The sequence below is a fragment of the Agrobacterium sp. 719_389 genome (assembly GCF_900188475.1).
Lineage (GTDB): Bacteria > Pseudomonadota > Alphaproteobacteria > Rhizobiales > Rhizobiaceae > Agrobacterium > Agrobacterium radiobacter.
This window is the reverse complement of sequence record NZ_FYEM01000004.1, coordinates 274,097-293,764: the sequence shown is the minus strand read 5'-3', so window position 1 is coordinate 293,764 and position 19,668 is coordinate 274,097. Positions and strand designations below refer to the sequence as shown.

Below are 19,668 nucleotides of genomic sequence, written 5' to 3'. Positions count from 1 at the left end.
GTCAGAATTCTATCCCCGCCTGCGCCTTTACGCCCGCCTTGAAGTGATGTTTGACGAGCGTCATTTCCGTCACCATGTCGGCGGCGTCAATGAGCGGTTGCTTGGCGTTGCGGCCGGTAACGATGACATGCAGATCGGGCCTGCGGCTGGAAAGCGTTTCGACCACCTCCTCCAGCGGCAGGTAATCGTAACGGAGCGCGATGTTCAGCTCATCGAGGATCAGCAGGCCGATGGTGTCGTCGGCCATCAGGACCTTGGCTTCTTCCCAGGCCTTTGCCGCCGCTGCGACATCGCGTTTCAGATCCTGTGTGTCCCAGGTGAACCCTTCGCCCATAGTGCGCCACACGACCTTGTCGCCGAAGAGCGTCAGCGCCTGCTGTTCGCCCGTCGACCATGCACCCTTGATGAATTGCACCACGCCGACCCTGCGCCCGGTACCGAGCATGCGCAGGGCAAGGCCGAAAGCGGCCGTGGATTTGCCCTTGCCGGGGCCGGTATTGATCATCAGCAAACCTTTTTCGATGGTCTTTTCCGCAACTTCGGCATCCTGCACCGTTTTGCGGTTGACCATTTTCTGCCGGTGGCGCTCGGCTTCGCTGTCGCTGATGTCGCGTGTCATTGCATTTTCCTTTTCCTCCAGCTGTGCGGGATCCGGTGCTCCCGCCATTCGGAGCGGCGACTATACCCAATTTGCCGCACCCGGCAATGTGCCGGCCGCAGGGCCCGCAGCATTGACCCTCACGCCCGTTCAGCCTAAAGGTAACGGACTGACGGTCTTTCCCCGGCAACGGGAAAAGCTAAGAGGGAACACGGTTCCAACCCGATTATCGGGTCATTCCGTGGCTGCCCCCGCAACTGTAAGCGGTAAGCCCGCACCGTAAAGCCACTGGACCTTTGAAGATGGTTCGGGAAGGCGGTGTCAGGGTGCAAAGCCGCGAGCCAGGAGACCTGCCGTTTCAGGAAAAACGTCTGCCGGGCGGGGTGCTCCGGTCAGTCGATTAGATCGAACATCCGGTTTGCGCCTGTCCGCATGCCGTTTTCGACATCCGCACCCCGAGATTTTTTGCAAGGCGCGGGAAACGATACGGTTTGGATATTTCAGCGACATCTTCTTCTACGAGTGGAAACATGCAGGACGAAACGGCGCCCGGCGTGACCGTCTTCATTTGCAGAAGCTGTCGCGATGAAGCCGATCCTAATGCCGAACCGCGCCCCGGTTCGCGTCTTGCCGATGCCGTCATGGCAAAAGCGGAGGAAACGGGTGTTACTGTTCGTTCCGTCAATTGCCTTGCCAATTGCAAGCGCGGCCTCAGCGCCGTGCTGCGCAGCGCCAATGGCTGGTCCTATGTATTCGGCGGGCTGACGACCGGTGATGCCGAAGATTTGCTGACCGGCGCGCGGCTGCTGGCCGCCGCCCCCGATGGCCTGATGCCCTGGCGCGGCCGCCCCGAACCATTAAAGCGCGGCATGGTGGCGCGCATTCCCCCATTCGATTTTACCGAGGAGAGATCATGAGCACCCTTCTGGACCGCGTTCCCTGCACCATCGTTACCGGTTTTCTGGGGGCCGGCAAAACCACGCTGCTGCGCGGTCTTCTCGAAAAGCTTGACGGCAAGCGGCTGGCGATCATCGTCAATGAATTCGGCGATATCGGCATCGACGGCGAGATTCTGAAAGGCTGCGGTATTGAAAGCTGCCCGGAAGAAAACATTGTCGAACTGGCCAATGGCTGCATCTGCTGCACGGTGGCGGATGATTTCCAGCCCGCCATCGAACAGATTCTGAGCCGCCAGCCGAAAGTGGAGCATATCCTCATCGAGACCTCGGGCCTTGCCCTGCCGAAGCCCCTTGTGCAGGCCTTCCAGTGGCCGGCCATCAAGAGCCGTGTGACGGTAGATGCCGTCGTGGCCGTGGTGGATGGCGCTGCCCTTGCCGAGGGGCAGGTGGCGCATGACATGGAAGCGCTGGCCGCCCAGCGGGCCAATGACGAGGCGCTCGATCATGATGACCCGGTCGAAGAGGTTTTCGAGGATCAGGTCGCCTGCGCCGATCTTATCGTGCTGACCAAGGCCGATCTTCTTGACGATGCCGGCCTGGACAAAGCCAAGGCGCATATTCTCGAACATTTGCCAAAGGCGGCAAAGATAGTCGTGGCCTCCAATGGCGCTATCGATCCCGCCGTGCTGATCGGTCTTGGCCTTGCGGTGGAAGAGGATATCGAAAACCGCCGCACCCACCATGATGGCGAGCTTGATCACGAGCACGATGATTTCGACAGCTTCGTCATCGATCTGCCGGCCGTCACCGACCCGGAAGCGCTGGCGATCCGTATCGCCGAGACGGCTGCTGCGGAAAATGTCCTGCGGATCAAGGGCTTCATCGAAGTTTCCGCAAAGCCGATGCGCTTGCAGGTGCAGGCCGTCGGTAGCCGCGTCAACCACTATTACGATCGGCCCTGGGCCGCAGGTGAGGAGCGCCGCAGCCGTCTTGTCGTCATCGGCGAAAAGGGCCTGAACCGCGAAAAGATCGAACAGATGCTGGCCGCCTGACGATGCACATCCTCGCCACCACATCCTCGTCTCTGGACGACCTGATCGAGCCGGTTGATCTTAACCAGCCCCGGTCGGAAGTGGTGATGCTGTCTTTTTCGGCAAGCGATCTGGCCGGGCTGGAACAGGCCTGGCGGCGGACGGAGGGTGCACCACACTCCCTGTCAGCGGCCAACCTGTCCGAGCTTCGGCACCCCATGTCGGTCGATCTGTGGATCGAAAAGACGGCGGAACATGCCAGCGTTATTCTTATCCGGATTCTCGGCGGTGCGGAACGATGGCGCTACGGTGTCGATCAGCTTTCCGTTTTGGCGCGCAGGCGCGGCATAAGGCTGCTGCTCCTGCCGGGAGAATGCAGCGACCGAGATGAAAAGCTCGAGGCGGCATCAACCGTCGACCGGCGGACTTTGGCCTCCGCCCTCTCCTTCTTCCGTGAAGGTGGGCAGGAAAATATGGGCCGGCTTGCCGTTGGTCTAACCGCTCTTGCAAAGGGTGAGGCATGGCCGGATACCGAGGCCGAACCGCTGCCGAAAGCCGGTTTCTACCGACCCGGCAGGGGCGTCGTGGATTGGACGGAAGCCTGCGCGGGTTTTCCAGCCGGTGCGCCCCTTTTGCCCATCCTCTTCTACCGTTCCATGCTTCTGGCGGCAGACGCCGCACCCGTGGATGCGCTTTTCGAGGCGCTTTCGCAGCGCGGTTTTGCACCCCTGCCGATTTTTGTCAGCGGCCTGAAGGATGGTGAGGCGATCCGCTTCCTCGAAACCGTCCTGCCCGATCTCAAGGCCGCCGCCATCATTGCTGCCACCGCCTTCGCCAGCCAGATCGATGATGGGGGCACAACCCTGTTCGACCGGCTCGGCGTGCCGGTGTTTCAGGTGGTGATGGCGACGACGCGACGGGACGGCTGGGCGGAAAATGCGCGCGGTCTCAATCCTTCCGATCTTGCCATGCATGTCGTTCTGCCGGAACTGGATGGCCGGATTCTTGCCGGTGCGATTTCGTTCAAACAGGCGCGAATGGATGGTGGCGCGAGCTTGTTCAATGTGCCCGAGGCTGATCGCGTCGAGCAGGTGGCAAATCGCATCGCCGCTTTCCTGCAGCTGCGGAATGCCGCTCCACGGGATCGCCGGATCGTCATTCTGATGCCGGATTATCCCGGTGCGGCACCCGGGCGAACCGGTTATGCCGTCGGTCTCGATGTGCCGCAAAGCGTTCTCGAAATGCTGCGCGATCTCGCTGGTGCCGGTTATATGATCGAGGATATTCCCGACACCGCGCGGGCGCTGCTCGACCGCATCGAACAGCAGGAAGCGATAATTGAACTTCCTACCTATGAGGCTTTTTTTTCCGCCTTACCACCGGTGGCTGCCGCCTCTGTAAATGTGACATGGGGTGCGGCAACTGATGACGACGCATTGGTTGATGGTGCGTTCCGGTTCCGCGTCGCCCGTTTCGGAGAGGTTTTCGTAGCACTAGCGCCCGATCGCGGCCGCAACGAGGATCGCCGGGTGGATTACCACGACCCTGCCCTGCCGCCGCGTCATGCGTTAGTCGCTTTCGGTGCGTGGATGCAGCGGGTCGCAGATGCGCATGCCATCGTGCATGTGGGCGCGCATGGAACGCTGGAATGGCTGCCGGGCAAAACGATCGCGCTTTCCCGTGATTGTTTTCCCGAAATCGTCACCGGCTCGCTGCCCGTAGTCTATCCGTTCATCGTTTCTAATCCAGGGGAAGCGGCGGTCGCCAAGCGGCGTATCGCGGCCGTGACCATCGGCCATGTTCCACCGGTGCTGGTCAATGCCGGGCTTTCGCCGGAACAGTCAGCGCTGGAACAGCTCGTTGATGAATATGCACAGGCGGATGGGCTGGATCGCCGCCGGCGTGACCGGCTGGCGAAACTGATTGTCGAAAAGGCGCTGGAGACCGGGCTTGCAGCTGAGGCGGGCGTGGGTGTGAAGGATGATGCCGATGCGGCCCTGTCGCGCATCGACGCGTTTCTCTGCGACCTCAAGGATTTCGCCATCAAGGACGGCCAGCATGTTTTTGGCCGCTGTGCCGAAGGCGAGACCGATCTTCTGAGGCTTGAAAGCGCAAAATCGGAAAAAGCTGCTTTGCTGGCTGCACTTGATGGCCGGCATATCCCCCCCGGCCCTTCCGGCGCACCTGCGCGCGGACGTCTCGATGTGCTGCCCACGGGTCGTAATCTCTATGCCGCAGATCCGCGCACCATGCCGACGCCGACGGCGTTCGAGCTTGGTCGCATGGCGGGCGAAGAGGTGCTGCGCCATCATCTGCAGTCCCACGGCGATTGGCCGAAACATCTGGTTTTCGATCTGTGGGGCAGCGCCAGCCTGCGCAATGGCGGTGAGGATGTAGCCCAGGCGTTGTACCTGATGGGGGCGAGACCGATCCACGATCCCCCCACCGGCCGGGTCACTGGCATCGAGGTTTTGCCGCCGGCGAGCCTGGGGCGGCCACGTGTCGACGTTACCTTTCGCATATCCGGCCTGTTCCGCGATATGTTTCCGGCGCTGATCGCGCTTCTCGACGCTGCCGCCAAAGCCGTTGCGCGGCGGGAGGAAGCGCCGGGCGACAATCCTCTCGCGGAAGAGGCCGCCGCGCTTGGGCATATTCCGGCGCGCATTTTCGGCTCCGCGCCCGGCACCTATGGTGCGGGCATCGAAGAAAAGCTTGCGAGCGGGAAATGGGACGAACGCGAGGAGTTGGGGCAGGCCTATCTCGAGGCGGCGAGCCACGCTTTCGGCGGTGCGGACGGGTTGGAGATTTTCGAAGATACCGGTTTTGTGGAACTCGTCAGGCGGGCCGACCTTCTGGTCCATACCGGTGACGATCCGGGCCGCGACCTCCTCGATGGTTCTTCCGATGTCGCCTTTATCGGCGGCTTCTCCGCTGCTAAGGCTGTACTGGGCGGGGTCGCTGACATTGTTGCGCTGGATACGACCGATCCGGCGCGCCCGCGTGCTAGGTCGATGACGCAGGCGCTGACGCGGGTAGTGCGCGCGCGCGCCGTCAACCCACGCTTCATTGCCGGCCAGATGCGGCATGGTCCGCGCGGGGCGGCGGAGTTCGCCGAGACCGTGGACCGGCTGGTCGGCTTTGCCGAAACCACCCATGCGGTGTCCTCCTCCTTGATCGAGGCGCTCTACGACGCATATTTCGGCAATGAGGACGTGCGCGATTTCATCCTGCGGGAAAATCCGAAAGCGGCGCAGGTGATGGCCGAACGCTTTTTATCCGCCCGCCGTCGCGGGCTGTGGCACAGCCGCCGCAACGCGGTGGACGCGGAACTTGAAATGCTGATCCTGCCGCGCGCCCAAAGGGTGGAGGCGTGATGATGGCCGCTGCCGATCCCGTTCAGCCCTTTGGCCGTCGTGGTCTCTGCCCGGCCCTCTCCGCTCCCATGCGCACCGGCGACGGTTTTTTGTCGCGGATCGCTATCGAGGCGGATATTGCCCCGCATGACATGGCGGCGCTTTGCCATTTTGCCGAGCTGCATGGCAACGGATTGATCGACATTACCGCACGCGGCAGCCTGCAATTTCGCGGCCTGACGCCGGAAAGTGCCCGCGCCCTGGAAAAAGATGTTCTGGCGCTGGATTTGCCGCTGCGTGAGGGGCTGGCAGTTGAGACCTCGCCTCTCGCCGGTCGGGACGACGCGGAAATTGCCGATGGCCGCCCTCTCGCGGCGGAGATTCGAAAAGAGGCTGACAGGCTCGTTCTCCATGAGAAGCTTGCCGCTAAAATGTCTGTGATCATTGATGGCGGCGGGCGCCTCGCCATGGGAGATTTACTGGCCGATATCCGCCTGAAGGCAATGTCGCTTGATGGTCGGACTTTCTGGCGATTGCTCGTTGGCGGGCCGGAAAGCAGGGCGCTGAATGCGGGACTGGTCGAGACCGGCGCGGCGGCGGACATCGTCGTGTTGCTGCTCGCCTTTCTGGCCGGCAAGGGACCGCTTGCCCGTGGCCGCGATCTGGACCATTCGATGATAAAGGCGGTCTGTGGTGATCGCCTGCTGGATCGGATTGTTGTGGACGCCGCCAGGGCGGCTTCTGTGTCTCTCGGACTGATGAGGACGGGAAAGGATTGCTTCGCAGTTGCTGTCGCGCCTGCTTTTGGGCAAATCCGGGCCTGCGATTTGTCGTATCTCTGCGAACGGGCCGGTACGCTAGACATCAAGGCTTTACGGCCATCCCCAAACCATAGCCTGCTATTTTTTGGATCGTCATCCGCTTGCAACGCCCTGCTTGAGATTGCAGGGGCGTCCGGTTTCATAACGACAGCAGGTGACGTACGCTCTTCCATCGCCGTCTGTCCCGGCGCGCCGGGCTGCGCTTCGGCTTTTCTTCCCACCCGTGAATTGGCCGCCTTTGCGTCGGAGGAATGCGCTTCGTTACTAGATGGCTCCTTCACGCTGCATATTTCCGGCTGTGGCAAGGGTTGCGCGCACCCAGCGCCGTCGCTTCTCACTTTTTCCGGCGACGACGATGGCCTGGCCTTTTCTATTGCAGGTCGCGCCGGCGACGTGCCGGATGGGATTTTACCTTTCCGGCATCAGAGGACGGCGCTTTCGCGGCTTGCCCGTCTTTACGAAAAAGAACATAAGCCCGGGGAAACCGCCGCTACCCTGTTTGCCCGGCTGGGCAAACGGGCGATCGGTGCGGCGCTTCGACAGGATGACCGATGACTGACTATGACTATATTCGCGATGGCAATGCGATCTATGAGCGCTCCTTCTCCATCATTCGCGAGGAAGCGGATTTATCCGCCTTTACCGAAGAGCAGGCGGATATCGCCATTCGCATGATCCACGCCTGCGGGCAGGTGGAGGCGGCCAGCCATTTCCGGTTTTCGCCTGAATTCGTCGCTGCTGCACGCGGTGCCCTGTTTGCCGGTAAGCCCGTTCTCTGTGATGCTGAAATGGTGGCCCACGGCGTGACGCGCGCCCGTCTCCCGGCTGATAATGATGTGATCTGCACCCTTCGCGATCCGCGCACGCCGGAGATAGCGCAAAAGATCGGCAATACCCGTTCCGCCGCCGCACTTGATCTCTGGGCCGAGAAGCTGGATGGCGCGCTGGTCGCCATCGGCAATGCGCCGACGGCACTGTTCTATCTTCTGGAAATGCTGGAAAAAGGCGCGGCGCGCCCCGCCGCCATCATAGGCATGCCCGTTGGTTTTGTCGGTGCGGCGGAATCGAAAGACGCGCTGGAGGCAAGTTCGCTCGGCATTCCCTATGCCATCGTCAAGGGACGCATGGGTGGCTCGGCGATGACGGCTGCCGCCATCAACGCGGTTGCGAGGGCCGGCCTGTGAGCGCTGCTCTTTTTGAAAACCCCAGGGGTAAACTCGTTGGCGTCGGTACTGGTCCCGGCGATCCCGAACTCCTTACGCTGAAAGCCGTACGCGCCATCGAAAATGCCGATGTGCTCGCCTTCTTCTGCAAAAAGGGTGGCAGCGGCAACGGTCGCGGCATTGTCGAAGCCTTCATCCGCCCCGGTACGCTGGAAATGCCGCTGGTCTATCCGGTAACTGTCGAAAGCGACAAAAACGGCAGCGATTACCGTGATGCGATCGCCGCCTTTTTTGATCAGTCGGCGAAGGATATTGCTGTGCATCTCGAAGCTGGGCGCAATGTTGCCGTGCTGTCGGAAGGTGATCCGCTGTTTTACGGTTCCTACATGCACCTTCATTTGCGGCTCGCCCCGTCCTACCCGGCGGAGGTTGTTGCTGGCGTCACGGCCATGTCCGGCTGCTGGTCCATGGCCGGTCTGCCGCTGGTGCAAGGCGACGATATCTTGAGCGTCCTTCCCGGCACGCTCGGCGAAGATGTTCTGACGGAACGTCTGTCTGGCACGGATGGTGCGGTGATCATGAAGGTGGGGCGCAACCTGCCAAAGATTCGCCGGGCGTTGGAAAAGGCCGGTAAACTTGAAGAAGCGCTCTATGTCGAGCGCGGCACAATGGCCAACAGCCATGCGGTGCGGCTCATCGAACGCGATGCATCGCCAGCGCCTTATTTTTCGCTGGTTCTGGTGCCGGGCTGGAAAACGCGACCCGCTGCAGGTGAAAAGCCATGACCGGCAGGCTCGTCGTTGTCGGCCTCGGCCCCGGCAGTGCTGCGCAGGTGACGCCGGAAGCACTTGCCGCTGTCGAGGCCTCGGAAGATTTCTTCGGTTATATTCCCTATCTCGACCGCCTGTCGCTCGGGCCGCACCAGCGTCGCCATGCTTCCGATAATCGCGAGGAGATTTCCCGCGCCGAGCAGGCTCTGCGGCTTGCGGCCTCCGGTGGCAAGGTCTGCGTGGTGTCCGGCGGTGATCCCGGCGTTTTCGCCATGGCGGCGGCAGTTTGCGAGGCGATCGAAAGCGGTCCTTCCGAGTGGCGCGAGATCGATTTTTCCGTCGTCCCCGGCGTGACCGCCATGCTGGCAGTCGCTGCAAAGGCCGGCGCGCCGCTTGGCCATGATTTCTGCGCCATTTCGCTGTCGGACAATCTGAAGCCCTGGAGCATCATTGAAAAACGGCTGATTGCGGCGGCGGATGCAGGATTTGTGATGGCTTTTTACAATCCCGTCAGCAAGGCGCGTCCGCACCAGCTCAGTACCGCTCTTGATCTGTTGCGGGCGCATTTGCCCGGTTCTGTGCCGGTGATCTTCGGTCGGGCAGCAGGCCGTGCGGATGAGCGTATCCGGGTTGCGCCTCTTTCGGAAGCATCGAGCGACATGGCTGACATGGCCACCTGCATCATCGTCGGTTCGGTTGAAACCCGTCTGATTGAACGATCCGGCAAAGAACCGCTGGTTTATTCGCCGCGTTTTTCGAGAAGAGAGAGCTGATGGTGGATGGCGGTGAGCGCTGCTGCAATATCCGGCACCGTCACATCATTCATGGACGCGTCGTTTCGCTTTCGCGGCCGCTCGATCATGATGACCGGCAGGCTGAGCCGTCTTGCGGCTTCGATCTTTCCATAGCTGGCGCTGCCACCGGAGTTTTTCGAGACCAATGTCTCGATGCGGTTTTCTTCCAGCATGCGGATTTCATCATCCAGCGCAAAAGGACCACGTGCGGTAATGTAGCGCGCATGCGGCAGTTTCAGCGGCGGCTCGACGGGATCGACGCTGCGGATGAGATAGCTGTGCTGTGGCGCGGCTTCGAAAGGAAGCAGCTCCTGCCGTCCCAAAGCCAGAAACACGCGCCGGCCTTCGCCGCCGAGCGCAGTAACAGCCTGCCCGGCGCTGTCGACGCCATGCCATGTGTCACCCGGCTGGCGCTGCCAGGCGGGACGCGAAAGCGTCACGAGCGGAACTTTGGCAAGCCGCGCCGCCTCAACGGCGTTGGCGGAAATCTTCGCCGCATAGGGATGCGTGGCATCCACCAGAATATCGAAACCCCCGGTGCGAATGAAATCCGCAAGTCCGACCGCGCCGCCAAAACCGCCGCTGCGCATCGGCACCGGCTGTTCGACCGGCGAGAGCGTTCGGCCGGCCATGGAGAGCAGAATTCGGTAGCCGGAGTCCTCTGCCAGCCTGCCGGCCAGAATGCGGGCATCCGCCGTGCCGCCAAGGATGAGTATGGAGCATGTCATGACGTCTGAATATTCCGGAACCGGCAACGTTTCCACAAAAAATAAGGCTTCCACCGAAAAGAAAGAAAAGCCGTGGCTTTCCATCGTCGGCATTGGTGAGGACGGGCTTGAGGGGCTCGGCCGGAACGCCATCCAGGCGATAGAGGCGGCCGAGATTGTTTTCGGCGGTAAGCGCCATCTGGAGCTGGCGGCTGCGGCCATTCGTGGTGAAGCACGGCGGTGGCCGGCGCCGTTTGACACGGATATGAGCGATGTCGTGGCGCTGCGTGGCAAGCGGGTTTGTGTGCTCGCCTCCGGTGATCCGTTCTTTTATGGCGTCGGCGTTACGCTTCTGCGGCATGTCGAGGCGCATGAGACGGTTTGTCATCCCTCGCCTTCCGCCTTCTCCCTGGCGGCGGCGCGACTTGGCTGGGCGCTGCAATCGGTTGAATGCGTTTCGCTGCACGGCCGTTCCATCGATCTCCTGCGGCCGTATCTCCATGCCGGTGCGCGCATCATTACGCTCACTTCGGATGCTCACGCCCCGGCCTTGATCGCGGAATTGTTGTCCGATTTGGATTTCGGTCAGTCGGAATTCGTTTTGCTCGAAGCCCTAGGCGGAGAGCGGGAACAGCAGCGGCAGGTCAGGGCGGCTGATTTCGCCTTTGAAGACATCGACCCGCTGAATGTGGTGGCGATTGATGTCGTCGCGGCTGAGGGCGCCCGTATCCTGCCTTTTGCACAGGGACTGGATGACAGCCTGTTCGAACATGACGGGCAGATCACCAAACGCGAGATCCGCGCCGTGACACTGTCCTCTCTCGCGCCACGGCGGGGCGAATTGCTGTGGGATATCGGTGCCGGTTCGGGTTCGATCGGTATCGAATGGATGCTGTCGCATCCCTCGCTTCGCGCCATCGCCATAGAGCAGCATCCGGAAAGGGCGGAGCGTATCGCCCGCAATGCCGAAGCTTTCGGTGTGCCAGGGCTTGAGGTCATGATCGGCGCGGCCCCCGCAGCTTTTGAAGCCTTGCCCCAGCCGGATGCGATTTTCATTGGCGGCGGCGGCAGTGAAACGGGCGTGCTGGAGCGGGCTATGGAGGCCCTGAAACCGGGCGGGCGGCTGGTTGCCAACGCGGTGACGCTGGAAATGGAGGCGGTGCTGCTTGCCGCCCATGCGCGGCTTGGCGGTTCGATGATCCGTCTGGATGTATCGCGGGTGGTGGCTGTCGGCTCCATGTCGGGCTGGCGTCCGGCAATGCCGGTGACGCAGTGGAGCTGGGTCAAGCCATGGTGACAGTGGCTGGCATAGGCTGTCGCAAGGGCGCGGGTCCGGATGCTGTCATGGCCGCCGTGCGTGCTGCGGAGCATGCTTTTGGCATGACCGCAGAATGCCTGGCGACTGCGCCGCTCAAAGCCGGGGAAGCCGGTCTTGCGGAAGCGGCAAAAGGCTTGTCACTGTCGCTGGAAATCGTATCGCAGGAGCGGCTCGACGCGGTCGCGTCGAAAACAATGACATTTTCACAGGCAAGCCTTGATCATGCCGGCTCGCCGAGTGTCAGTGAAGCGGCGGCGCTTGCCGCCGCCGGAGAGAATGCAAGGCTGGTCGCGCCGCGTCTTGTGGTTGGCGATGTGACGGTGGCCATCGCAACGACTGACGAGGCCCCACGAGATAGCGGCTGCGCCATCGAACATGGAGAATAACAATGACGGTTCATTTTATCGGCGCCGGTCCGGGTGCCGCCGATCTCATTACGGTGCGCGGGCGCGATCTTATCGCCGCCTGCCCGGTGTGCCTTTATGCGGGTTCACTGGTTCCGAAGGCGCTCATCGATTATTGCCCGCCCGGCGCCCGCATCGTTGATACGGCAGCGCTTTCGCTTGACGAGATCGAGGCGGAATTTGTGGCCGCAGCGGAGGCCGGCAAGGATGTGGCGCGGCTGCATTCCGGCGACCTTTCCGTCTGGAGCGCCATGGGCGAACAGGTTCGCCGTCTGGAGCGACTGGGTCTCGATTATACAGTCACACCCGGCGTGCCCTCCTTTGCCGCTGCTGCCGCCACTTTGCAGCGGGAACTGACGGTGCCGGAAGTGGCGCAGAGCCTTGTACTGACCCGCATTTCCGGTCGCGCATCGAAGATGCCTGACGGTGAGACGCTGAAGGCTTTCGGTGCGACGGGTACGACGCTCGCCATCCATCTCGCCATTCATGCCATCGGCAAGGTGGTGGAAGAGCTGACGCCGCTTTACGGCTCCAATTGCCCGGTTGCTATCGTCGTTCGCGCCTCCTGGCCGGATGAGCGGGTTATCAGGGGAACGCTGTTCGACATTGAAGGAAAGCTCGCAGCCGAACCGGTGGAGCGGACGGCCCTGATCTTCGTCGGACGTGGACTTGCCTCGACGGATTTTCGTGAAAGCGCGCTTTATAGCACCGACTATGTCCGGCGGTTCCGATCTCCGAAAGAAGATGCGAAGGGCTGATGAGACGGCGTGGAGGCGGTGCGCCCCTTGAGCGTGCCCTGACGATCGAACACCAGAATATCAAGCGCAATGGCGGGCGTCTTCAGCGCCGCCGCTGCGGTCACCCAGGCTTTTTCCGCCACGATCGCACCGAGGTCTATCCCCGCGCGTTCGGCCAGCTCAAAGGCGTGGGCCACCATGTTGGCCTGACGGATGGCAATGGCGAGGCTTTCGTCTCCCCCGGCTTTCGTCGCCAATGCCGCCAGCGCATCAAGATCTGCCAGTCCCTTCTTGGAGTGCACGTCGAGCATGCCCTGCGCGAGCTTGGTCATCTTGGCGACGCCGCCGGCGATCGTCACCCGCTCGACCGGATGGCTGCGCAGGTATTTCAGCATGCCGCCGATAAAATCGCCCATGTCGATCAACGCGGTTTCCGGCAGATCGTAAAGCGCCTGCCCGGCTTTTTCGGAGGTGTTGCCGGTCGCGCCCAGCACATGGGCGCAGCCGGTCGCGCGCGCCACGTCAATGCCGCGCCAGATCGAGTGGATCCAGGCGGAGCAGGAAAAGGGAATAACGATGCCTGTTGTGCCGAGGATGGAAATACCGCCAACGATGCCGAGCCTGCCGTTCAGGGTTTTTTCCGCCAGTTTCTCGCCGTCGCGGACGGAAATCTCGACTTCGAAATCGGCACCCTCTCCGGCGACCTCGTAAATGGCGGTTTCGATCATCTTGCGTGGCACGGGGTTGATGGCGGGTTCGCCCGGCGGCAGGGGCAATCCCGGCCGGGTGATGGTGCCGACGCCTTTTCCGGCCTTGAACGTGATGCCGCTTCCCGGTTGACCTCGTCGCACTGTGCTTTCGATCAGCGCTCCGTGGGTGACGTCCGGATCGTCGCCCGCATCCTTGACGACACCGGCGCGGGCGAAATTTTCACCCTTTTCCTCGGTGGCGAGGGAAAATGCCGGCCTCGCGCCGCTTGGAAGTTCGACCTCGACAGGGTAAGGAAATTCGCCGGTCAAAAGGGCAGCGCAGGCCGCCTTCGTGGCGGCCGCCGCGCAGGTGCCCGTGGTCCAGCCGCGGCGAAGGGTCTTTCCATCCGTATCCATATGAATTTCTATAGCCGGGACGGCTTTTTCCGTCATCGTTAAAAAGCAGCCAAGAAGAATGTCGATACCGCAGATTTTGAACAGCATCGCCGCAAAAGGTCCGGTCTTCCAGGCCGGTCACGTCTGGCTCGCGGGGGCCGGGCCGGGCGACGTGCGTTATCTGACGCTGGAAGTGGCGCTCGCGCTGTCTCAGGCCGATGTCATCGTGCGCGATGCTTTGGTGAGCGACGATGTTGTTGCTCTGGGTCCGCAGGCAGAGATTGTTTTTGCGGGCAAAAGGGGCGGCAAGCCCTCCGCAACGCAGGACGACATCACCGCTTCGCTGATCGATTTCGCCGGCCAAGGCAAAAAGGTGTTGCGGCTGAAGGGCGGTGATCCCTTTATTTTCGGGCGTGGCGGTGAAGAGGCGGAGGCGCTTGTCCATGCCGGCATTCCGTTTCGCATATTGCCTGGCATGACCTCGTCGTTCACAGCGCTCGCTTCAGCCCGCATTCCCGCCACCATGCGCGGCATCAGCCGCGCCGTGACTCTCGCCACGGGCCACGCAGCGGGCACGGAAGAGGATCTGGACTGGCTGGCGCTGGCGAAAACACGGGAACCCATCGTCGTTTACATGGGGCTGAAGAATATTGGCACGATCGCCGGTCTTCTGATGCAGGGCGGCCGTTCCGGCGAAACGCCGGTCGCCGTCATCATGTCGGCAACGACTGCGCTGGAGCGGATTTTCATCGGCAAGCTGGAAAGCATAGCTGACGATGCAATCAGGGAAAATTTCGAAGCGCCGGCTTTGATCGTTATCGGCGAGATTGTTTCGATGCGGGCGCGTCTTGGAGTTTCCGGCTCATGACGGCGCGGGCGATCATCATTGGCGCGCCACGCTCGGGCTCCGGCAAGACCAGCGTGACCATCGGCCTGCTCCGGGCCTTTGCCCGACGCGGTATCAAGGTGCGCGGCATCAAGACGGGGCCGGATTACATCGATCCCGGTTTCCACACCTTCGCCACGGGTACACCGGGTCTTAATCTGGATAGCTGGGCCATGCGGCCGGACTTGCTGCGGCATCTGTTTTCGCAACAGACCGATGGCGCGGAGCTTGTTCTGATCGAAAGCGCGATGGGCCTGTTCGACGGCATTCCGGTTGCGGAAAATCGCACGGGTTCGGCGGCGGATCTGGCGCGGCTGTTCGGCATTCCCGTGCTGCTGGTACTGGACGTGTCCGGCCAGTCGCAGACGGCCGCTGCCGTCGCCCATGGTTTTGCCCACTACGATCCGGCCGTTACCATGGCGGCCGTTGTGCTGAACCGGGCGGGCAGCGAAAGACATCGGACACTGTGCACGGAAGCGATCGAAAAAATCGGCCTTCCCGTTGCCGGCTGTGTGCTGCGTGATCCTTCGCTCATCCTGCCCGAAAGGCATCTCGGGCTGGTGCAGGCCAGCGAACATCCGGAGATCGATGCGCATATAGAACGGCTGGCCGATGCGATGGAAAAATCCATCGATCTCGATGCCCTGCTTTCACTCGCCACGCCGGTGGAGGTGCCTCCAGGCTCGGTGGATGCGGCGATTGCACCGCCCGGTCAGCGTATCGCGCTGGCGCAGGATGCGGCGTTCACCTTCCTGTACCCGCATCTTAGGAAGCATTGGCAGGCGGCCGGGGCCGAGATCGTGCCGTTCTCACCGCTCGCGGATGAGGCGCCCGACGACAGCTGTGATATATGCTGGCTGCCCGGCGGGTATCCCGAGCTTTTTGCCGGGAAGCTTGCGGATGCGGCTGGTTTCAAGGCAGGCATTGCCCGCTTTGCCACGACAAAGCCTGTTCATGGCGAGTGCGGCGGCTACATGGTGCTCGGCGAGGCATTGGAAGATGCGGATGGGGTGACCCATGCAATGACCGGGCTTCTGTCGCACGCCACCAGCTTTGCGACGCGCAAGATGAATCTCGGCTACCGGCAGGCAACAATTGCGGCAAGCGGCCCTCTCGGCACGGCGGGGGATGTTCTGCGCGGCCATGAATTCCATTATGCGCGGGTTACTGATGCCGGCAGCGATGAACCCTTCGCCCAGATTGCTGACGGGCAGGGTCGTCCGCTCGGGCCATCGGGCGGCAGGAGAGGATTTGTCTCAGGCACCTTTTTCCATGCCATCGCCAGAGGCGGTTGACCGTTAAGGGCTTTGGTCCATGAGACCTGCGGCAAAGTGGAGCAAGCTGCGAAAGTTTGTAGGCTTGGATCACGGGAAAGTGCTATAGATCACTTTATAGGGCGTGGAAGAGCGGAGTTGTCTGCCGTGATCCATGTTCGGTGAAGCGCAACCGGACCGAAAGCCGCTTCATATTGCCCGGTCCGAACCTGCCCTCGCGCATTTATATCGAGCGTGCCTACCGATGATGAAACCCGGATTTTTTGTCTCTGCCGCTCTCGCTGCGACCATTTTGCTGGCCCCTTTGGGCGCCGACGGCACGGTTGCCCATGGCGGTGAAGATTACGCAACGCTGGAAAAGCTCGGTGCGGCGCTGTTCGACGATCCCAACCTTTCGATGAACCGCACCATGGCCTGTTCCACCTGCCATATGCAGGCTGCCGGTTTTTCCGATGCGCGGGAGAGCGACAAGGTCGGGCGGGACGTCTCTCTCGGCGACGATGGGATTTCGCTGGGCGACCGCAACGCGCCGACTGCAGCTTATGCCCGTTTCACGCCGCCTTTCGGCAGGAATGCGGCGGGAGAGTATGTCGGCGGGCAATTCTGGGATGGCCGCGCCTCTCTGCTCGAAGATCAGGCGGGCGGTCCGCCGCTTAATCCCCTCGAAATGGGCATGCCGGACAAGGCGTCGGTCGTCAAACGGCTCAGGGAAAACCCGGACTATGTCGCGGCTTTCGGCACGCAGTTCGGCAAGGATGTTTTTGCGAGCGACGACACTGCCTATGCAGCGATGACGAAGGCGCTGGCGAGCTTCGAGCGCTCCGATGAATTTTCCACCTTCGATTCCAAATATGACCGTTTCCTGCGCGGCGAGGAGAAGCTGACCGATCAGGAAGAGCTGGGTCGGGTCCTGATCTCCTCGACGCAATTCACCAATTGCAATACCTGCCACGAAATCCGCGGCGCCAGGGGGCTGGAAGACGGCCTCTTCACCAACCACAAATATTTCAACATCGGCGTTCCCGCCAATATATCGGTTCGGGCCGTAAACGGCTCAAAGCCGGGCGCGGTCGATCTGGGTCTCGCGCAAAATCCTGAAGTTGCCGGTGATGCCGCCCAGCGCGGCAAGTTCAAGGTGCCGACGCTGCGCAACGTCGCCGTCACCGGTCCTTACATGCACAACGGCGTATTTAGGGATTTACGCACGGTGGTGCTGTTTTACGTGAAATACAAAAGCAAGAAGCCCAGCCGGCAGATCAATCCGGAAACCGGCAAGACATGGGATGCACCGGAAGTGCCTGAAAATATCGCCATGACGGAACTGACATCCGCGCCGGCGCTGGACGACAAGCGTGTGGACGCCATTGTCGCATTTCTGAAGACGCTGACTGACAAAAGATATGAGCATCTTCTGCCAAAGGAAGATGGGCAGGTGAACGTGCCGCCTGCCCAACCGGTTTCGTCAGGCGTTACGCCGAAAGCGCCTTGAATTCGGCGAGAACGGCATCGCCCATTTCAGAGGTGCCGACCTGGCGGCTGCCCTCGGCCATGATGTCGGCGGTGCGGATGCCCTTGTCGAGCACGTTTGCGATTGCGGTTTCGAGCTTTGTCGCCTCATCCACCATGTTGAACGAATAACGCAGGCACATGGCGAATGACGCGATCATGGCGATGGGGTTGGCGATGCCCTTGCCGGCAATATCAGGGGCCGAACCGTGGACCGGCTCATACATGGCCTTGCGCTTGCCGGTCTTGGCGTCAGGTGCGCCGAGAGAGGCCGACGGCAGCATGCCGAGCGAACCGGTCAGCATGGCGGCGACGTCGGAGAGCATGTCGCCGAAGAGGTTGTCGGTGACGATCACGTCGAACTGCTTGGGCTTGCGCACCAGCTGCATGCCGCCGGCATCGGCCAGCATATGTTCCAGCTGAACGTCTTTGAACTTGGCGGCGTGGGTTTCGGTGACGACCTGGTTCCACAAAACGCCTGATTTCATGACGTTGCGCTTTTCCATCGAGCAGACGCGGTTGTCGCGGGTGCGGGCGAGTTCGAAAGCGACGCTGGCAATGCGCTCGATCTCGAAAGTGTCGTAGATCTGCGTGTCGATGCCGCGCTTCTGGCCGTTGCCGAGATCGATGATCTGCTTCGGCTCGCCGAAATAGACGCCGCCCGTCAGTTCGCGGACGATGAGGATATCGAGACCTTCGACCAGCTCCGGCTTCAGCGAGGAAGCGGCGGCAAGCGCCGGATAGCAGATGGCGGGACGCAGATTGGCGAAAAGTTCGAGATCCTTGCGCAGGCGAAGCAGGCCGGCTTCCGGGCGGTGTTCGTAGGGAACGCCATCCCACTTCGGGCCGCCGACGGCGCCGAACAGGATCGCATCGGCGGCAAGCGCCTTTTCCATGTCCGCATCGGAAATCGCCACGCCATGGGCGTCATAGGAAGAGCCGCCGACCAGACCTTCCGAGACGGTGAAGCCGGCATTGTGCGCGCTGTTCATATAATCGATCAGCTTGCGGACCTCGGCCATGGCTTCGGGGCCGATACCGTCACCGGGCAGCAGGAAAAGCGAACGGACTGTCATGAGAACCCTCCTTGGGCGGCGCGCCGGAAAACATCACGAAGGGTTTTCGGTTGCGGCGAGCGCGGCGTCAAACTCGTTTCCGTCCTGCAGATGCAAAGTCTTGTCACAGCCGGACGGGATCGGGGGCTTCTTATCTCCGCCTCAACGGCTTTTCAAGCAAAGCAAAAGCCGATCCGGTACTGTTTGGTACGGGATCGGCTTTTTTGAAGATCGGAAATGTGGTCAGGCCCAGGGACGGGCCGAGGCGTTCGCCTTTTCAAACGTGTCGATGGCGCCGGAATGTTCCAGCGTCAGGCCGATATCATCAAGCCCGTTCAGCATGCAATGACGCTTGAATTCATCGATCTCGAAGGTGATCGTGCCGCCATCGGGGCCGCTGATTTCCTGACGCTCCAGATCGATCGAAAGAACGGCGTTCGATCCGCGCGACGCATCGTCCAGCAGCTTTTCCAGATTCTCGGGGCTGACGACGATTGGCAGGATGCCGTTCTTGAAACAGTTATTGTAGAAGATGTCGGCGAAGCTGGTGGAGATCACGCAGCGGATGCCGAAATCGAGAAGCGCCCATGGCGCATGTTCGCGCGAGGAGCCGCAACCGAAATTGTCGCCGGCGACAAGGATCTGGGCGTTCTGGTAGGCAGGCTTGTTCAGCACGAAATCGGGATTGGGCGAGCCATCCTCGAGATAGCGCGACTCGGCGAAGAGGCCCTTGCCGAGGCCGGTGCGCTTGATGGTCTTCAGATAGTCTTTCGGAATAATCATATCGGTGTCGATATTGACAACCGGCATGGGCGCGGCGACGCCCGTCAGCTTCGTGAACTTTTCCATCTGTCGCTTCCCGTTTTCCCTTCAACAAAATCCGGCGCGGGCCGAAGCTCGCCGGATGTGTTCTGCCGGGAAATACTGCAAAACGCATCGCTTTAGAAGCGCAAACCCGCGTTCTTCGGTACGCCTTCTGCGGCGTCCTCGCATTTTGACCGGATTAAACGATCTCAGAGATCGATAATCGTGCCCTTGCCATCGTTCCAGACGCGCATGTCGCGCTGGTTGCGGGGCTTGACCGGAATGGGGGCCGGCTTCAGACGCGCTGAAAGCAGACGGGCGGCGCTCAGAACGGCGAGCACGCCGATGAAAGCGACCGTAAGCGACGCCGTGAAGAGGGCGGCCATGGCCAGAATTGCGATGCCGGATGCGGCGATGAAAAATGAACGGATGCCTTGCATGATTCAACCTTTCTTTCCAGACG

Annotated in this window: 19 protein-coding genes and 1 riboswitch; of the genes, 13 read left to right on the top strand and 6 right to left on the bottom strand. The window is 61.5% G+C overall.

The features are described 5' to 3' along the window. Position 1: 1 nt before the first annotated feature. Positions 2-619 carry a cob(I)yrinic acid a,c-diamide adenosyltransferase gene (gene cobO / locus CFB10_RS10220; protein ID WP_026363728.1) on the bottom strand — a complete coding sequence of 206 codons (618 nt, stop codon included), beginning with the start codon at positions 617-619 and terminating at the stop codon, positions 2-4. Between the two features lie 135 nt (positions 620-754). Next, positions 755-971: riboswitch (cobalamin riboswitch) on the top strand. A 157-nt stretch (positions 972-1,128) separates the two neighbouring features. Here cobO and CFB10_RS10215 point away from each other — a divergent pair. The 7 genes from CFB10_RS10215 to CFB10_RS10185 are packed head-to-tail and all read left to right on the top strand — an operon-like array spanning position 1,129 to position 9,408. Continuing rightward, positions 1,129-1,515 (top strand): DUF1636 family protein, encoded by a 387-nt coding sequence (locus tag CFB10_RS10215; RefSeq protein WP_020010731.1) that lies wholly within the window; start codon positions 1,129-1,131, stop codon positions 1,513-1,515. Continuing rightward, on the top strand, positions 1,512-2,549 hold the full coding sequence (gene cobW, locus CFB10_RS10210) for a cobalamin biosynthesis protein CobW (protein WP_003505281.1): 1,038 nt from the start codon (positions 1,512-1,514) through the stop codon (positions 2,547-2,549). The genes CFB10_RS10215 and cobW overlap by 4 nt, the downstream gene beginning before the upstream one ends. Before the next feature lie 2 nt (positions 2,550-2,551). Then, positions 2,552-5,902: a cobaltochelatase subunit CobN gene (gene cobN, locus CFB10_RS10205; protein ID WP_020010732.1), complete on the top strand. Its 3,351-nt coding sequence runs from the start codon at positions 2,552-2,554 to the stop codon at positions 5,900-5,902. Next, a complete protein-coding gene (gene cobG / locus CFB10_RS10200; protein ID WP_020010733.1) occupies positions 5,902-7,257 on the top strand; it encodes a precorrin-3B synthase in 1,356 nt (451 codons plus the stop codon). Before cobN ends, cobG begins: the two co-directional genes overlap by 1 nt. Beyond that, on the top strand, positions 7,254-7,886 hold the full coding sequence (locus CFB10_RS10195) for a precorrin-8X methylmutase (protein WP_020010734.1): 633 nt from the start codon (positions 7,254-7,256) through the stop codon (positions 7,884-7,886). The genes cobG and CFB10_RS10195 overlap by 4 nt, the downstream gene beginning before the upstream one ends. After that, positions 7,883-8,650: a precorrin-2 C(20)-methyltransferase gene (locus tag CFB10_RS10190; protein WP_020010735.1), complete on the top strand. Its 768-nt coding sequence runs from the start codon at positions 7,883-7,885 to the stop codon at positions 8,648-8,650. The genes CFB10_RS10195 and CFB10_RS10190 overlap by 4 nt, the downstream gene beginning before the upstream one ends. Beyond that, positions 8,647-9,408, top strand: a complete 762-nt coding sequence (locus CFB10_RS10185) for a precorrin-3B C(17)-methyltransferase (RefSeq protein ID WP_020010736.1) — start codon at positions 8,647-8,649, stop codon at positions 9,406-9,408. Before CFB10_RS10190 ends, CFB10_RS10185 begins: the two co-directional genes overlap by 4 nt. Here CFB10_RS10185 and CFB10_RS10180 read toward each other — a convergent pair. Continuing rightward, the gene (locus CFB10_RS10180) at positions 9,375-10,157 is read right to left on the bottom strand and encodes a cobalt-precorrin-6A reductase (protein WP_020010737.1); all 783 of its coding nucleotides are present in this window, start codon (positions 10,155-10,157) and stop codon (positions 9,375-9,377) included. The two genes, CFB10_RS10185 and CFB10_RS10180, sit on opposite strands and share 34 nt — an antisense overlap. On the opposite strand from CFB10_RS10180, the gene CFB10_RS10175 reads away from it, so the two are divergent. From CFB10_RS10175 to cobM, 3 genes are read left to right on the top strand one after another with little or no spacing between them, the layout of a single operon-like run. Then, a complete protein-coding gene (locus CFB10_RS10175; RefSeq protein WP_020010738.1) occupies positions 10,156-11,433 on the top strand; it encodes a bifunctional cobalt-precorrin-7 (C(5))-methyltransferase/cobalt-precorrin-6B (C(15))-methyltransferase in 1,278 nt (425 codons plus the stop codon). The two genes, CFB10_RS10180 and CFB10_RS10175, sit on opposite strands and share 2 nt — an antisense overlap. Beyond that, positions 11,427-11,840, top strand: a complete 414-nt coding sequence (locus CFB10_RS10170; protein WP_020010739.1) for a cobalamin biosynthesis protein — start codon at positions 11,427-11,429, stop codon at positions 11,838-11,840. Before CFB10_RS10175 ends, CFB10_RS10170 begins: the two co-directional genes overlap by 7 nt. 2 nt (positions 11,841-11,842) lie before the next feature. Next, positions 11,843-12,616 carry a precorrin-4 C(11)-methyltransferase gene (gene cobM / locus CFB10_RS10165; RefSeq protein WP_020010740.1) on the top strand — a complete coding sequence of 258 codons (774 nt, stop codon included), beginning with the start codon at positions 11,843-11,845 and terminating at the stop codon, positions 12,614-12,616. On the opposite strand, the gene CFB10_RS10160 is transcribed toward cobM, so the two are convergent. Next, positions 12,571-13,701 carry a cobalt-precorrin-5B (C(1))-methyltransferase gene (locus CFB10_RS10160; RefSeq protein ID WP_026363729.1) on the bottom strand — a complete coding sequence of 377 codons (1,131 nt, stop codon included), beginning with the start codon at positions 13,699-13,701 and terminating at the stop codon, positions 12,571-12,573. The genes cobM and CFB10_RS10160 overlap by 46 nt on opposite strands. Before the next feature lie 58 nt (positions 13,702-13,759). Here CFB10_RS10160 and cobA point away from each other — a divergent pair, with 58 nt between their 5' ends. The 3 genes from cobA (at position 13,760) to CFB10_RS10145 (ending at position 17,329) form a co-directional block, all read left to right on the top strand. Then, complete coding sequence (gene cobA, locus CFB10_RS10155) at positions 13,760-14,548, top strand: uroporphyrinogen-III C-methyltransferase (protein ID WP_020010742.1); 789 nt, start codon at positions 13,760-13,762, stop codon at positions 14,546-14,548. Continuing rightward, positions 14,545-15,861 carry a cobyrinate a,c-diamide synthase gene (locus CFB10_RS10150; protein WP_020010743.1) on the top strand — a complete coding sequence of 439 codons (1,317 nt, stop codon included), beginning with the start codon at positions 14,545-14,547 and terminating at the stop codon, positions 15,859-15,861. Before cobA ends, CFB10_RS10150 begins: the two co-directional genes overlap by 4 nt. A 223-nt stretch (positions 15,862-16,084) precedes the next feature. Continuing rightward, the gene (locus tag CFB10_RS10145; RefSeq protein WP_020010744.1) at positions 16,085-17,329 is read left to right on the top strand and encodes a cytochrome-c peroxidase; all 1,245 of its coding nucleotides are present in this window, start codon (positions 16,085-16,087) and stop codon (positions 17,327-17,329) included. Here the strand turns inward: CFB10_RS10145 and leuB are convergent. The 3 genes from leuB to CFB10_RS10130 all read right to left on the bottom strand — a co-directional run bounded on the left by leuB (position 17,310) and on the right by CFB10_RS10130 (position 19,645). After that, positions 17,310-18,422, bottom strand: coding sequence for a 3-isopropylmalate dehydrogenase (leuB, locus tag CFB10_RS10140; RefSeq protein WP_020010745.1), 1,113 nt, complete (start codon positions 18,420-18,422; stop codon positions 17,310-17,312). The two genes, CFB10_RS10145 and leuB, sit on opposite strands and share 20 nt — an antisense overlap. A gap of 222 nt (positions 18,423-18,644) precedes the next feature. Then, entirely contained in the window at positions 18,645-19,250 is a 606-nt protein-coding gene (gene leuD, locus CFB10_RS10135) for a 3-isopropylmalate dehydratase small subunit (RefSeq protein WP_020010746.1), read from the bottom strand. Positions 19,251-19,414: 164 nt separating this feature from the next. After that, a complete protein-coding gene (locus CFB10_RS10130; RefSeq protein ID WP_020010747.1) occupies positions 19,415-19,645 on the bottom strand; it encodes a hypothetical protein in 231 nt (76 codons plus the stop codon). Between the last annotated feature and the right edge of the window lie 23 nt (positions 19,646-19,668).

Bases quoted from the DNA above. Each gene is read 5' to 3' on its own strand.
- cobO (WP_026363728.1), bottom strand. From the start codon at position 619: ATGACACGCGACATCAGCGACAGCGAAGCCGAGCGCCACCGGCAGAAA.
- CFB10_RS10215 (WP_020010731.1), top strand. From the start codon at position 1,129: ATGCAGGACGAAACGGCGCCCGGCGTGACCGTCTTCATTTGCAGAAGC.
- cobW (WP_003505281.1), top strand. From the start codon at position 1,512: ATGAGCACCCTTCTGGACCGCGTTCCCTGCACCATCGTTACCGGTTTT.
- cobN (WP_020010732.1), top strand. From the start codon at position 2,552: ATGCACATCCTCGCCACCACATCCTCGTCTCTGGACGACCTGATCGAG.
- cobG (WP_020010733.1), top strand. From the start codon at position 5,902: ATGATGGCCGCTGCCGATCCCGTTCAGCCCTTTGGCCGTCGTGGTCTC.
- CFB10_RS10195 (WP_020010734.1), top strand. From the start codon at position 7,254: ATGACTGACTATGACTATATTCGCGATGGCAATGCGATCTATGAGCGC.
- CFB10_RS10185 (WP_020010736.1), top strand. From the start codon at position 8,647: ATGACCGGCAGGCTCGTCGTTGTCGGCCTCGGCCCCGGCAGTGCTGCG.
- CFB10_RS10175 (WP_020010738.1), top strand. From the start codon at position 10,156: ATGACGTCTGAATATTCCGGAACCGGCAACGTTTCCACAAAAAATAAG.
- CFB10_RS10180 (WP_020010737.1), bottom strand. From the start codon at position 10,157: ATGACATGCTCCATACTCATCCTTGGCGGCACGGCGGATGCCCGCATT.
- CFB10_RS10170 (WP_020010739.1), top strand. From the start codon at position 11,427: ATGGTGACAGTGGCTGGCATAGGCTGTCGCAAGGGCGCGGGTCCGGAT.
- cobM (WP_020010740.1), top strand. From the start codon at position 11,843: ATGACGGTTCATTTTATCGGCGCCGGTCCGGGTGCCGCCGATCTCATT.
- CFB10_RS10160 (WP_026363729.1), bottom strand. From the start codon at position 13,701: ATGGATACGGATGGAAAGACCCTTCGCCGCGGCTGGACCACGGGCACC.
- cobA (WP_020010742.1), top strand. From the start codon at position 13,760: ATGTCGATACCGCAGATTTTGAACAGCATCGCCGCAAAAGGTCCGGTC.
- CFB10_RS10150 (WP_020010743.1), top strand. From the start codon at position 14,545: ATGACGGCGCGGGCGATCATCATTGGCGCGCCACGCTCGGGCTCCGGC.
- CFB10_RS10145 (WP_020010744.1), top strand. From the start codon at position 16,085: ATGATGAAACCCGGATTTTTTGTCTCTGCCGCTCTCGCTGCGACCATT.
- leuB (WP_020010745.1), bottom strand. From the start codon at position 18,422: ATGACAGTCCGTTCGCTTTTCCTGCTGCCCGGTGACGGTATCGGCCCC.
- leuD (WP_020010746.1), bottom strand. From the start codon at position 19,250: ATGGAAAAGTTCACGAAGCTGACGGGCGTCGCCGCGCCCATGCCGGTT.
- CFB10_RS10130 (WP_020010747.1), bottom strand. From the start codon at position 19,645: ATGCAAGGCATCCGTTCATTTTTCATCGCCGCATCCGGCATCGCAATT.